The organism is Frigoribacterium sp. Leaf44 (assembly GCF_001421865.1).
Lineage (GTDB): Bacteria > Actinomycetota > Actinomycetes > Actinomycetales > Microbacteriaceae > Frigoribacterium.
This window is the reverse complement of sequence record NZ_LMLG01000006.1, coordinates 919,235-932,202: the sequence shown is the minus strand read 5'-3', so window position 1 is coordinate 932,202 and position 12,968 is coordinate 919,235. Positions and strand designations below refer to the sequence as shown.

General features: G+C 72.1%; 12 protein-coding genes. 8 read left to right on the top strand and 4 right to left on the bottom strand.

Translation table 11 applies throughout. The features are described 5' to 3' along the window. The first annotated feature begins 275 nt into the window (after positions 1–275). Together ASE87_RS12905 and ASE87_RS12900 are read left to right on the top strand one after the other, a co-directional pair. A complete protein-coding gene (locus ASE87_RS12905; protein WP_056229033.1) occupies positions 276–677 on the top strand; it encodes a hypothetical protein in 402 nt (133 codons plus the stop codon). Between the two features lie 329 nt (positions 678–1,006). Beyond that, the gene (locus ASE87_RS12900) at positions 1,007–1,213 is read left to right on the top strand and encodes a DUF1508 domain-containing protein (RefSeq protein WP_043594758.1); all 207 of its coding nucleotides are present in this window, start codon (positions 1,007–1,009) and stop codon (positions 1,211–1,213) included. Between the two features lie 19 nt (positions 1,214–1,232). Here the strand turns inward: ASE87_RS12900 and ASE87_RS12895 are convergent, their stop codons facing one another. Next, a complete protein-coding gene (locus ASE87_RS12895; protein WP_056229030.1) occupies positions 1,233–2,075 on the bottom strand; it encodes a sulfurtransferase in 843 nt (280 codons plus the stop codon). Positions 2,076–2,169: 94 nt separating this feature from the next. On the opposite strand from ASE87_RS12895, the gene ASE87_RS12890 reads away from it, so the two are divergent. After that, positions 2,170–3,138, top strand: a complete 969-nt coding sequence (locus ASE87_RS12890) for an epimerase (protein WP_056229028.1) — start codon at positions 2,170–2,172, stop codon at positions 3,136–3,138. Positions 3,139–3,168: 30 nt separating this feature from the next. Here ASE87_RS12890 and ASE87_RS12885 read toward each other — a convergent pair whose 3' ends face one another. After that, the gene (locus tag ASE87_RS12885; protein ID WP_054146944.1) at positions 3,169–3,600 is read right to left on the bottom strand and encodes an Lrp/AsnC family transcriptional regulator; all 432 of its coding nucleotides are present in this window, start codon (positions 3,598–3,600) and stop codon (positions 3,169–3,171) included. Between the two features lie 149 nt (positions 3,601–3,749). Here ASE87_RS12885 and ASE87_RS12880 point away from each other — a divergent pair, with 149 nt between their 5' ends. The 3 genes from ASE87_RS12880 (at position 3,750) to ASE87_RS12870 (ending at position 7,161) form a co-directional block, all read left to right on the top strand. Further along, positions 3,750–4,781, top strand: a complete 1,032-nt coding sequence (locus ASE87_RS12880; protein ID WP_056229026.1) for an ornithine cyclodeaminase — start codon at positions 3,750–3,752, stop codon at positions 4,779–4,781. 53 nt (positions 4,782–4,834) lie between these two features. After that, complete coding sequence (ctlX, locus tag ASE87_RS12875; RefSeq protein ID WP_200925474.1) at positions 4,835–5,926, top strand: citrulline utilization hydrolase CtlX; 1,092 nt, start codon at positions 4,835–4,837, stop codon at positions 5,924–5,926. 194 nt (positions 5,927–6,120) lie between these two features. Beyond that, positions 6,121–7,161: a TerC family protein gene (locus ASE87_RS12870; RefSeq protein ID WP_043594751.1), complete on the top strand. Its 1,041-nt coding sequence runs from the start codon at positions 6,121–6,123 to the stop codon at positions 7,159–7,161. A 284-nt stretch (positions 7,162–7,445) separates the two neighbouring features. On the opposite strand, the gene ASE87_RS12865 is transcribed toward ASE87_RS12870, so the two are convergent. Together ASE87_RS12865 and ASE87_RS12860 are read right to left on the bottom strand one after the other, a co-directional pair. Next, positions 7,446–9,377, bottom strand: a complete 1,932-nt coding sequence (locus ASE87_RS12865) for a phosphoenolpyruvate carboxykinase (GTP) (protein ID WP_082452600.1) — start codon at positions 9,375–9,377, stop codon at positions 7,446–7,448. Beyond that, the gene (locus ASE87_RS12860) at positions 9,374–10,978 is read right to left on the bottom strand and encodes a glyceraldehyde-3-phosphate dehydrogenase (protein ID WP_082452599.1); all 1,605 of its coding nucleotides are present in this window, start codon (positions 10,976–10,978) and stop codon (positions 9,374–9,376) included. Before ASE87_RS12860 ends, ASE87_RS12865 begins: the two co-directional genes overlap by 4 nt. Before the next feature lie 135 nt (positions 10,979–11,113). Between ASE87_RS12860 and ASE87_RS12855 the strand changes: the two genes are divergently transcribed. Both ASE87_RS12855 and ASE87_RS12850 read left to right on the top strand, forming a co-directional pair. After that, the gene (locus ASE87_RS12855; protein WP_056229023.1) at positions 11,114–12,547 is read left to right on the top strand and encodes a helix-turn-helix domain-containing protein; all 1,434 of its coding nucleotides are present in this window, start codon (positions 11,114–11,116) and stop codon (positions 12,545–12,547) included. Beyond that, positions 12,537–12,968 (top strand): DUF6314 family protein (locus tag ASE87_RS12850; protein ID WP_162235886.1); only part of this gene is annotated, 432 nt, incomplete at its 3' end. The genes ASE87_RS12855 and ASE87_RS12850, both read left to right, overlap by 11 nt.

Sequence of the window (12,968 nt, the reverse complement as noted above, 5' to 3'; positions counted from 1 at the left end):
CCCTGACACCTTAAGCGGTCCGCCTCGACAACACCCGGAGGACGGGCGGTTCCGTCGCGAGTCGTCACGCCGGGCCGTCCTCACGTCGATGGACCCGTCGGCGACACACGATGCCCATCGATGTTGGTGTTACGTCATCCGTCATGATGCGCGACACGATCGGTTACGTGAGTTGTCGTCATAACCGAGCGCTCCCACGTGAACGTACAGTACGGTCATCACGGGGGCTATTCAAAGAGCTGACACGACACCGTGTCTCGACACCAGGAGCGCACATGCCTTTCGAACAGAAGTACAGCGACGAGACGCGAGAGAAGTCGCTCGCCCGGGTGCTCGAACGTCGCGAGGCCGAGCCGGGCAACCGGGCGATCATCCGCGAGACGGCGTCCGAGTTCGAGGTCGGCGAGCAGTCCCTGCGCGGATGGATCCGGGCCCACGAGCGGTCGATCACCCCGACGCCGGCACCCGACGACGCGGTCGAGAGGGAACTCGACGTCACCTCGGACGACGACGAGGCCGCCCCCTCGACCGCTGCGACCCCCCGCCGGGGTCGGCCCCCGGGTTCGGGGTCGACCGCCACGGCCGAGCGCGTCGCCGAACTCGAGGCCGAGGTCGCCAAGCTGCGCCGCGACCGCGAGGCCCTGAAGGGCGCGATGGCGGTCTTGCTGGCCGACTGACGCAGCACCTGACCCCGGGCCGTCGCCCGGGAACGACGAGAGCGCCCGACACCGCGACTGCCATCCGGGGCCGGGCGCTCTCGTGTGCTCGGTGCGAGACCGAGACGGACCGGTGCGGCCGCCCGGTCTCGGAGGGGGGACGAGACTCGCGGGCGGCCGCACCGACTCATCCAGTATGTCACGTGGCATTTCACATGTCAAACGGTCGGTGTGACCGCACACGAGGAGGCGCCGGTCGGCTCCGCGACGCGGGTCGCCCCTCGGTCGGGGTGCGGCCCTATGCTGTCGCCACGCAGAGCGCGTGCACCACTTCGTGCAAGGGGACCCACATGGCAGGCACCTTCGTCGTCACCCAGGACACCTCGGGCGAGTACCGCTTCGTCCTGACGGCAGGCAACGGCGAGGTCCTCGCCTCGTCCGGCGGCTACAAGCAGAAGGGCGCGGCGATGAACGGCATCGACGCCCTGCGCCTCACGGCCGTCGACGCCGTGGTCGACGACCGGACGGACGTCCCCGTCCCCGGTCACGCCGACTGACCGCGGCCCCGTCCCTCGGTCACCCGGGGCGGCCGCCGGTGGCGACGGGGCGCGTGGGGTCGTTCGACCAGGCGCTCCACGAACCGGCGAAGAGCACCGGGTCGAACCCGGCGATCGTCGCGGCCAAAGCGTTGTGGGCCGCGGTGATGCCCGAGCCGCAGTAGACGGCCACCGGTGTCGCGGGCGTCACCCCCGCCTCCTCGAACCGGGCGCGCAGCGCGGTGGCGTCGACGAACCGACCCGTGAAGTCGAGGTTGCCCGCCGTCGGCAGGTTGACGGCACCCGGGACGTGACCGGCCCGCGGGTCGACGGGCTCCACGTCGCCGCGGTAGCGCTCGGCGGCCCGACTGTCGACCAGCACACCGGTGCGCGACCACGAGGCGGCCGCGTCGGCGTCGATCACGGGCCACGGATCGTCGCCGAGGGTGACGTCGCCGGGCACGACGTCCGCGTCGCCCTGCTCGAGGGGAAGGCCCGCGTCCGTCCAGGCCGTGAGCCCGCCGTCGAGCAAGCGCACGTCGGCGATGCCCGAGGCCCGCAGGAGCCACCACGCGCGAGCCGCCGACTGCCCGCCGAGGTCGTCGTAGACGACGACGGCGTCCCCGTCGCGAAGCCCCCACCGGCGGGCGGCGGCCTGCAGGTCGGCCCGGTCGGGCAGCGGATGCCGCCCCTCGACGGGCGCGCCGTGCCGGGCGAGCTCGGAGTCGAGGTCCACGTACACCGCGCCGGGCAGGTGCCCCTCGCGGAAGGCGGGGAGGCCGTCCGGGCGGTCGAGCCGCCACCGGACGTCGAGCAGGCGCACCGCTCCCCCACCCGTGAGGGTCGCGTCGAGCTCGGCAGCGGTCACCAGGGGATGGCTCATGCCGACGAGGCTAACGGGCACCCCACACGTGAGGTCTGCTCGATGTCGAGGGATCGCGCGGACGGGGACCGACCGGTCCCCTAGCGTGAGCCCCATGACCGACCACATCGTCCTCGCCGGAGCCAGCGGCTTCATCGGGCAGCACCTCGCGGCCGCGTTCCGCGCCGAGGGTGCCCGCGTCAGCCTGATCGGTCGCCACGGACCGGACGCGTCGTGGGGCGACACCGCCGGCATCACCGCCCTGCTCGACGGGGCCGACCTCCTCGTCAACCTCGCGGGCAAGAGCGTGAACTGCCGCTACGGCCCCGAGAACCGCGCCGAGATCGTGCGGTCACGCGTCGAGACCACACGCGAACTGAAGGAGGCGGTGCTCGCGTGCGCCGCGCCTCCTCGGGTCTGGATGAACTCGTCGACGGCGACGATCTACCGCCACGCCGAGGACCGCCCGATGACCGAGTCGGGCGGCGAGATCGGCTCGGGGTTCTCGGTCGACGTCGCCACCGCGTGGGAGGCCGAGTTCTTCTCGGGCGAGCTGCCCGCCACCCGTCGCGTCGCCTTGCGCATGGCGATCGTGCTGGGCGACGGCAGCGCACTCGTCCCGCTGATGAACCTCGTGCGGGCGGGCCTCGGCGGGCCGCAGTTCGACGGCCCGTGGCCGGCCACCCGGGCACGGCTCGCGGCCGGGACGTACCACCACGAGGGCCGGGGCGGTGGGCGGCAGAAGTTCAGCTGGATCCACGTCGACGACGTGCTCGGGGCGATCCGCTTCGCCCGTGCGGACTCGTCCGTCGAGGGCCCGCTCAACCTGTCGTCCCCGAACCCGAGCGACAACCGCACCGTGATGCGCACCCTCCGCCGCGTGCTGGGCGTGCCGTTCGGCCTGCCGGCCTGGCGGTGGATGCTCGAGCTCGGCACGGCCGTGCTCCGCACGGAGACCGAGCTCGTGCTCAAGAGCCGGTGGGTGCTGCCCGAGCGCCTCGTCGACGCCGGGTACGAATTCGAGCACCCTCACCTCGACGAGGCCCTCAAGAGCATCGTCGCCGGGAGGCGCGGCGCGGCCTGAGCGCGGAGGTCGCGGTCCGCGGGCACCGGGTCAGCGGAGGACGGAGCTGAGCAGCAGGCTCGTCTCGCTGTTGACGACGCCCTCGACGCTGCGGATGCGGGCCAGCACGCGATCGAACTCGCCGAGCGACGACGTGCGCAGCTCGGCGACGAGGTCCCACCCGCCGTTCGTCGTGTGGAGCGACGCCACCTCGGGGAAGCCCCGCAGCTGCCGGATGACGTGGTCGGTCGACCGCCCCTCGATCTCGATGAAGCCGATGGCACGGATCAGGTCGGGGTCGTCGGCCTCGCGCACCCGCACGGTGTAGCCGAGCACCGTGCCCGTCGCCTCGAGCCGGTCGAGCCGCGAGGTGATCGTCGCCCGCGTCACGCCCAACCGCCGCGCGAGGCTCGCCGCCGACTCGCGCGCGTCGACCCGCAGGGCCGCCAGGAGGCGCCGGTCGAGTTCGTCGAGATCCGCCATGACCCGAAACGTACAGCACGACCGCGCAGAACGCGCGATCGGACGAGCGGAATGGCGCTCGATGGTGATTGTGGCTGCACATCGCCCAGTCCTAACGTGGTGCCACCCGGACGCGACGACCGAGCCGGGCCGAGCAGGAGGAGGTCGCCGTGGTGCGCTTCGTGGACGTGCAGAACATGATCCGATGGGTCACCGACCGCGGGGTCGGCCCGATCACCAGCGGCATGGTGACCGCCCTCGAGCGGGACTTCGCCCGGTGGCCCGCCTTCGACAAGTCGCCCCGCGTCGCCTCCCACAGCCCCATCGGCGTCATCGAGCTGATGCCGGCCAGCGACAGCGAGACCTACGGCTTCAAGTACGTCAACGGCCACCCGTCGAACCCCGGCCGCGGTTACCAGACCGTCACCGCCTTCGGCGTGCTCGCCGACGTCGACACGGGCTACCCGACCTTCCTCGCCGAGATGACGATCCTGACGGCGCTCCGCACCGCCGCCACGAGCGCCATGGCCGCCAAGCGCCTCGCCCGGGCCGACTCGCGCGTGCTCGCCCTGATCGGCGCCGGTTCGCAAGCCGAGTTCCAGGCCCTGGCGATGCGCGCCTCCCTCGGACTCGAGACGGTCCGCGTGTTCGACGTCGACCCCCGCGCCACCGCGAAGTTCGTCCGCAACCTCGAGCCGCTCGGCTTCGACATCACGGTGTGCGCGAGCCCCGGCGAGGCGGCCGACGGCGCCGACGTCATCACGACCTGCACGGCCGACAAGCAGAACGCGATCGTGCTGCCCGACGAGGCCGTCCGCCCCGGCGTCCACGTCAACGCGATCGGCGGCGACTGCCCGGGCAAGACCGAGCTCGACCCCGCGACGCTCCTCCGGGCCGACGTCTTCGTCGAGTACCCCGAGCAGACCCGCGTCGAGGGCGAGATCCAGCACCAGCCGGCCGACTTCGCCGTCACCGAACTGTGGCAGGTCGTCGCCGGGCAGCGCCCCGGGCGGACGAGCGACGAGCAGATCACGATCTTCGACTCGGTCGGCTTCGCCATCGAGGACGTCTGCGCCCTCAAGTACCTGCGCGAGGACGTCGTGGGCACGGACTACGCCGTCGAGATCGACCTCGTCGCCGATCCCGACGACCCGAAGGACCTCTTCGGCCTCGTCGCCGCCCGTCGGCCCGTCGGCGTCTGAGTCGTCGGCCGACCCGGACCGGCACCCGCCGCACGAACAGCGCCGAGACCGTCGTGACGACCGTCGCTCCCCCGCCCCGCGCCTCCTCGTCCCCGGCCACCGCCGCGGTGACGTCGGCGGCGTCCCCCGCACTCCGCGCCTCCTCGCGCACCCGAAGCGCCGACGAGGAGGCGCGGACGGCCGTCCAGTCGCCCGCCGCGGTCGTGATGGTGCGGCCGCACCACTTCACGCCGAACCCGCAGACCGCGGCCGACAACGCGTTCCAGACCGACCCGGCCGAGGTGGACGCGACCCGGGCCCAGCTCGCGGCACGTGCGTTCGACGAGGTGACCCGGGCGGCCGAGGCACTGCGCGCGGCGGGCGTCACGGTGCACCTCGTCGACGACGAGCGGACCGACCGGCCCGACGGGGTGTTCCCGAACAACTGGTTCTCGACCCACGACGACGGCCGGGTGGTGCTCTACCCCATGCACTCGCCGAACCGCCGGGGCGAGCGACGGACGGACGTGGTGGACCTGCTGCGCGAGCGGTACCTCGTGACCGAGGTGCTCGACCGTTCGCCGCTCGAACGGCGCGGGATCGTCGTCGAGGGCACCGGGGCGCTCGTCCTCGACCACGTCGGGCGCGTCGCCTACGTCGCGCTCTCACACCGGGCCGACCGGGCGGCCGTCGCCCTGGTCTGCTCCGACCTCGGACACGAGCCCGTGACCTTCAGCGCGACCGACGCGACCGGCGTGCCGATCTACCACACGAACGTCATGATGAGCGTGGCGTCGCGGTTCGCCCTGGTCGGCCTCGAATCGATCGAGTCGACGAGCGAACGGAGGCGCGTGGTCGAGCGCCTGACGGCCTCCGGACGCGAGGTGGTCGCCCTCACCCGCGCCCAGCTCGGCGAGTTCGCCGGCAACGCCCTCGAACTGGCGGGGGCCGACGGACCCGTACTGGCGATCTCGGCACGCGGCTGGGCGTCCCTCACGACGGCGCAGCGCCGGACGATCTCGAGGCACGCCCGGCCCCTGCCCCTGGACGTGCCCACCATCGAGCTGGCCGGAGGGTCGGTGCGCTGCATGCTGGCCGGGGTGCACCTGCCGCCGCTGTCGCGTCCACATCCTGCAACGCAACCGACCCTGCGGACGCCTCGCTGACGAGGGCCCGAGCCTTGCACGCACTGCAGCTTCTCAGCACTGTCACGGTCGCTTGAGGGCACGCCCCCAGCGGACCCCCACGTACCGTCTTCTCAGGAGCTTTCTCCGCTCGTCAGGAGCCTTCTCCGCTGTCCGGCCACTCGTGCCGCTCAGCCCGACCCGCCTCATCAGCCCGACCCACCCGGAGCATCCCCGTGGACGTCTCACTGACCACCTGGCTCATCACGATCGCCGTCACCATCGCGTTCTTCGTGTTCGAGTTCTTCACCCACGTGCGCAAGCCGCACGAGCCGACGATCGGCGAGTCCGCCCGCTGGTCGGCGTTCTACATCGGTCTCGCGCTGCTGTTCGGCGTCGGCATCGGCTTCGTCAGCGGCTGGGGCTTCGGCGGCGAGTACTTCGCCGGCTACCTCACCGAGAAGGCGTTGTCGATCGACAACCTGTTCGTCTTCCTGCTGATCATGACCGGGTTCGCCGTGCCGCGCATGTACCAGCAGAAGGTGCTGATGATCGGCATCGTCATCGCGCTGATCATGCGTGCGGGCTTCATCGCCGCCGGCGCCGCCCTGATCGAGAACTTCTCGTGGGTCTTCTACCTCTTCGGCGCCCTGCTCTTCGTGCTGGCCTACCAGCAGATCAAGGGCGACCACGGCGGCAACGCGGCCGACAACGCCTTCGTCAAGATCGCCCGCCGCGTGCTGCCCGTCGACGACGAGTTCCACGAGGACAAGTTCACGGTCAAGAAGGGCGGCAAGCGCTTCGTCACGCCGCTGCTGCTCTGCGTCATCGCGATCGGCTTCGTCGACCTGGTGTTCGCCCTCGACTCGATCCCCGCGATCTACGGGCTCACCAACGAGGCCTACATCGTCTTCACCGCCAACGCCTTCGCCCTGATGGGGCTGCGCCAGCTGTACTTCCTGATCGGTGGACTGCTCGAGCGTCTCGTCTACCTGTCGCAGGGTCTCGCGATCATCCTCGCGTTCATCGGCGTGAAGCTCGTCTTCCACGCCCTGCACGTCAACGAGGTGCCGTTCATCAACGGCGGCGAACCGCTGCTCTGGGTGCCCGAGATCCCGATCTGGTTCTCGCTGCTGTTCATCGGCGCCACCATCACGGTCGCCACGATCGCCAGCCTCGCCAAGACCCGCGGCGACGCCCAGAAGGCCAAGCGCGACGAGATCGACGGCGAGAAGGTCACGGTCGCCAAGGACTCGGACGACCCGACCCGCCACTAGCGGCCGGCTCCGTCCGCTACGCCGCCACGAACGAAACACCCCGCCACGAGATCCCGTGGCGGGGTGTTTCGTTCGTGGCGGCGAGACCCACCTGCTACATGGGGCAGAGGTCGGCCCATGGTGTGGTGCGAGGGGGCCCCGCGTCCCCACGACGCGGAGCCCCGGCCCCGTCACCCGCTGATCACGGGCGACGGGAGTCGTCGGGCCCGGCGAGACGTCACGACGTGCCGCTCAGGTGTGGACGTGAGCGGCCTGTCGTGACTCCTCGGCAGGCGTGCGGGCGGCTACGCGGCCTCGAGCCGGGCGCGCAGGGCGGCCAGCTCGTGGCGCAGCGCGTCCGGCAGCGTCGACCCGAACCCGTCGAAGAACTCGTCGGTGAGGTCGCACTCGGCGAGCCACGCGTCCGTGGGCACCGCGAACGACTCGGCCAGCGCCTCCTCGGTGAGGTCGAGGCCGGTCAGGTCGAGGGCTCCCGGTGCGGGGGCGAGGCCGAGCGGCGTCTCGACGGCGTCGGCGGTGCCCGCCAGGCGACCCGCGATCCAGGCGATCACCCGCGAGTTCTCGCCGAAGCCGGGCCAGAGGAACGAGCCGTCGGCCCCCTTGCGGAACCAGTTGACCTGGAACACCTGCGGCGCCCGATCGCCGAGCTCCGCCCCGAGCCGCAGCCAGTGCGCGAAGTAGTCGCCCATGTCGTAGCCGCAGAACGGCAGCATGGCGAACGGGTCGCGCCGCAGCTCGCCGACGACGCCCTCGGCCGCCGCGGTCTGCTCGGACGCCACCGTCGCGCCCACGAACACGCCGTGCCGCCACGACCGCGCCTCGGTCACGAGCGGCACGTTCGTCGCCCGTCGCCCGCCGAAGACGATCGCGTCGAGCGGTACGCCGTCGAACGCATCCCAATCGGAGCTGAGCGAGGGGCACTGCTCGGCCGGCGCGGTGAAGCGCGAGTTCGGGTGGGCGGCCGGGGACGAGGAGGCGCGGGTCCAGTCGTTCCCCTGCCAGTCGGTCAGGTGCGCGGGCGCCTCGTCGGTCAGCCCCTCCCACCAGACGTCGCCGTCGTCGGTCAGCGCCACGTTGGTGAAGATCGTGTTCGCGTGCAGGGTGCGGACGGCCATGGGGTTCGACGCCTCACCCGTGCCGGGGGCCACCCCGAAGAAGCCGGTCTCGGGGTTCATCGCCCACAGGCGACCGTCGGCGCCGGGCTTCATCCAGGTGATGTCGTCGCCGAGGGTCTCGACCCGCCAGCCGGGCAGGGTGGGCTGCATCATCGCGAGGTTGGTCTTGCCGCAGGCCGAGGGGAACGCCGCGGCGACGTGGACGGCCCGCCCCTCGGGACTGGTGACCTTGATCAGCAGCATGTGCTCGGCGAGCCAGCCCTCGTCGCGCCCCATCGTCGACGCGATGCGCAGCGCGAAGCACTTCTTGGCCAGCAGCGCGTTGCCGCCGTAGCCCGAGCCGAACGACCAGATCTCGCGCGTCTCGGGGAACTGGGTGATGTACTTCGTCTCGTTGCACGGCCACGCCACGTCGTCACGCGCGGTGCCGTCGGCGTCGCGCAGGGGGTATCCGACGCTGTGCACGCCGCGCACGAACGGCACGTCTCCGTCGGCACCGCCGAACGCGGCCAGCGGCTCGGAACCGACGCGCGCCATGATGCGCAGGTTGAGCACGGCGTAGGCCGAGTCGGTCAGCTGCACGCCGAGCTGCGACAACGGGCCGCCGACCGGGCCCATGCTGAACGGCACGACGAACATCGTGCGCCCGCGCATCGAGCCGGCGAAGAACGGCCGGAGCTCGCGCCTCATGGCCCCGGCCTCGCGCCAGTTGTTGGTGGGGCCGGCGCCCGCGGGATCGGTCGTGCAGATGAAGGTGCGGTCCTCGACGCGGGCGACGTCGCCGGGGTCGGTCCGGGCGAGGTGGCTGCCGGGACGCAGGTCGGGGTTCAGCGGGATCAGCGCCCCGGTCGCGACGAGGTCGGCCGTCAGCCGCTCGGCCTCGGCGTCCGAGCCGTCGATCCACTGCACACCGTCGGGCTCGAGCAGGTCGACCTGCTCGGCGACCCACGCGACCAGGGTGCGGGGAGCCCACGACGGGGCGGGCACGTGGCGGCGCCGCGCGGCCCGCGCCCAGTCGGTCGTGGGTGCCGGAGGCAGAGCCGAGGAGGCGCGGGTCGCGTCGCCGAGGACGCCGGGGTCGAGGGGTCGGGTGGTGATCATCGCGTGGCCTCCAGGGTCAGGTCGAGCAGGTCGTCGGTCGGTGCTGAGGTGGCTCGGGCTGGACGGGGCAGGGACGGGGGCGTGCCGCCGGCGAGGTGCTCGAGCAGGCGGACGACCTGGCAGCTGTAGCCGAACTCGTTGTCGTACCAGACGTAGAGCACGACCCGGCGGCCCGAGCCGTGGTCGCCCGCCCCGTCGCCGTCCCCGTCCCCGTCCCCGTCCCCGGACACCACCGTCGCGAGCCCGTCCACGACGCCCGCGTGGCGCGAGCCGACGAAGTCCGTCGACGCGACCTCGGGCGACTCGACGTAGTCGATCTGGCGGCGCAGGGGCGAGTCGAGCGAGGCCCGACGCAGGTGCGCGTTGAGCTCGTCACGCTCGACGGGCGTCCTCAGCCGCAGGTTGAGCACCGCGACCGAGACGTCCGCCGTGGGCACCCGGATCGCGCTTCCGGTCAGGCGCCCGGCGAGCTGCGGCAACGCCTTGGCGACGGCCTTCGCCGCACCCGTCTCGGTCAGCACCATGTTGAGCGACGCCGACCGCCCCCGCCGGTCGCCGGGGTGGAAGTTGTCCGTCAGGTTCTGGTCGTTCGTCACCGCGTGCACGGTCTCGACGTGTCCCGACTCGACGCCCCAGCGGTCGTCGAGCACGGCCAGCACCGGCGTGATCGCGTTCGTCGTGCAGGACGCCGCGGCGACCACGACGTCGTCGCCCGCCGTCTCGTGGTTCACGCCGAACACGACGTTCGGGATCGCGCCCTTCCCGGGGGCCGTGAGCAGCACGCGTGACGTGCCCCGCGCCTCCAGGTGTCGTCGCAGCGACGGCTCGTCGCGCCACCGGCCCGTGTTGTCGACGACGATCGCGTCGCGGATGCCGTACCGCTCGTAGTCGACCGTCGCGGGGTCGTCCGAGTAGATCACCTGGATCGTCGTGCCGTTCGCCACGATCGTGTCGGCCGTCTCGTCGACGACGATCGTGCCCGCGAACGGGCCGTGGATCGAGTCGCGCCGCAGCAAGCTGGCCCGCTTGACGAGGTCGTCGGCCGACCCCCGACGCACGACGACCGCCCGGAGCCGCGCACCGCCGCGCTCGCCGGCGTGCTCGATCAGCAGCCGTGCGACGAGCCGACCGATGCGGCCGAAGCCGTAGAGCACGACGTCGCGGGGCGGGGGCCCACCGTCGCCGCGGCGTCCGACCACCTCGGCGAGTTCGACGTTCACGACGTCGACGAGCGACCTCTCGGGCTGCTCGACGAGGGCGGCCCGGTGCCGGGCGCTCAGCCGGGCGAGGTCGATCGACGCCGGGCCGAGCTCGAGGCCGTCGAGCAGCTGCAGCACCTTCAGGGTCTCGACGGGATCGAGCACGTGGTCGTCGAGTTGGCGGGCGAAACGGTGCAGCTTGAGCACGCCGACCGGCGACCGGTCGAGGAGGCTGCGTCCGTGGATCGACACGACCACGCCGTCTCGACGCCACAGCCGACCGATCACCGGGATCATCGCCTCGGCGAGCGCCACGCGCCCGGCCCACTCGTCCTGGCGGTCGTCGTACCGGGCGGTGGTGTCGTCGAGCGGTTCCGTCGCGGCGGTGGGGGCCGGTGCCATGTTCTCTTCTCTCGTCGTCGAAAGGGGTGTTTCTCCACGATGAACGCCCACACCCTTGATCTGCAGATGCCCGATGCGTAAAGATCGGGTGTTCTTTCGCCCTCGTCAAAGACGACCTCCCGAGAGGGGTGCCCCGTGGTCGACGCCGACCCCCTGCTGCTCGGCCAGGCGGTGCGGCACGCCCGCACGACCCGGGGCCTGACCCTCGATCAGCTCGCGGCTCGGGTCGAGGTCAGCGCCAGTCAGCTCTCGCTCGTCGAGACGGGTCGTCGCGAGCCCAAGATCGGCCTGGTCCGAGCTCTCTCGGACGCCCTCGACGTGCCCCTCGCGACGTTGCTGGCCGCCGAGCCGCCGAGCGAGCGGGCGGCCCTCGAGATCGAGCTGGCGCAGGCGCAGCGCGGGTCGCTGTACCGCTCTCTCGGCCTGCCCGACGTGAAGGCGAACAAGGGCATGAGCACGCCGGTGCTGCAGACGATCCTCGGGCTGCACCGCGAGCTCGCCCGTCGGCACAGCGAGGCCAGCGCCACCCCCGAGGAGGCGCGGCGGGCGAACACCGAGCTGCGGCTCTGGATGCGCGGGCGTGACTCCCACCTGCCCTACGTCGAGGAGGCGGCGGCCGACCTGCTCGGCACCGTGGGCCACACCTCGGGCGCCCTGTCACACAGCAGCGTGAGCCGCATGGCCCGGAGCCTCGGGCTCGAGATCATGCACGTCTCGGACCTGCCGCACTCGGCCCGCTCGGTGATCGACCTGGCCAACGGGCGCATCTATCTGCCACCCGCCTCGATCCCGGGCGGTCACGGCCTGCGGGCGCTGGCCCTGCAGGCGATGGCGCACCGTCTGCTCGGCCACGAACGACCCTCGACCTACGCCGAGTTCCTCAAGCAGCGGCTCGAGATCAACTACTTCTCGTCGGCCTGCCTCATGCCGCTCAGGGCAGCGGTCGAGTCACTGCAGAAGGCCAAGGCACAGCGCGACCTCTCGGTCGAGGACTTCCGCGACGGCTTCGGCGTCACCCACGAGGCGGCGGCGATGCGCATGAGCAACCTGCTGACGTCGCACCTCGGCATCCGCATGCACTTCCTGCGGGTGACGGGCGACGGAGCGATCGCCAAGGCGGCCGAGAACGACGGGCTGCCCCTGCCGACCGACGTCACCGGGGCCGTCGAGGGCCAGCTGGTCTGCCGGCACTGGGCCGCCCGCACGGCCTTCGCCCGGACGAACCGCACCACCGAGCACTACCAGTACGACGACACCCCGGCCGGCACCTTCTGGTCGGCGTCGCAGACCGGCACGACCGAGCACGACGAGTTCTCGATCACGGTGGGCGTGCCGTTCGCCGACGCGAAGTGGTTCCGCGGACGCGACACCGAGCGTCGCGAGACCTCGACCTGCCCGGACGAGTCGTGCTGCCGTCGTCCCCCGGCAGGACTCACGTCGAGGTGGCGCGACGCGGCCTGGCCCAGCGCCCGCCTGCACGCGCACGTGCTGGCACCGTTGCCGTCCGGCACCTTCCCCGGCGTCGAGGACACCGAGGTCTACGAGTTCCTCGACCGGCATGCCGGCTGAGACGCTGGCGCTGCTGCTCGGCCGATGGGCCGTCACGCGCGACATCGACGACCACCGCACCGGCGAGCACGCCCGGTTCGACGGGACGGCGACCATCGAGGAGGCGCGGGCGGGTTCCGACCTCGTGGCGACCTACGACGAGGCCGGCGAGCTCGTCGTGGCCGACCGGCGGACACCCGCCACCCGGCGGCTCGGCTATGCGTCCCGGGGTGACGGGTCGCTCGACGTGCGCTTCGCCGACGGCCGACACTTCGTCGACCTCGACCTGCGGTCGGGGGCCTGGGAGGCGCACCACCCGTGCGCCCCGGACAGCTACCTGGTCGAGACCCGGGTGCTCTCGCCGACGTCGTTCGAGGAGCGGTGGACGGTGCGCGGCCCGGCGAAGTCGTACGACGCGCTCACGACGTACGAGCGCGTCGCC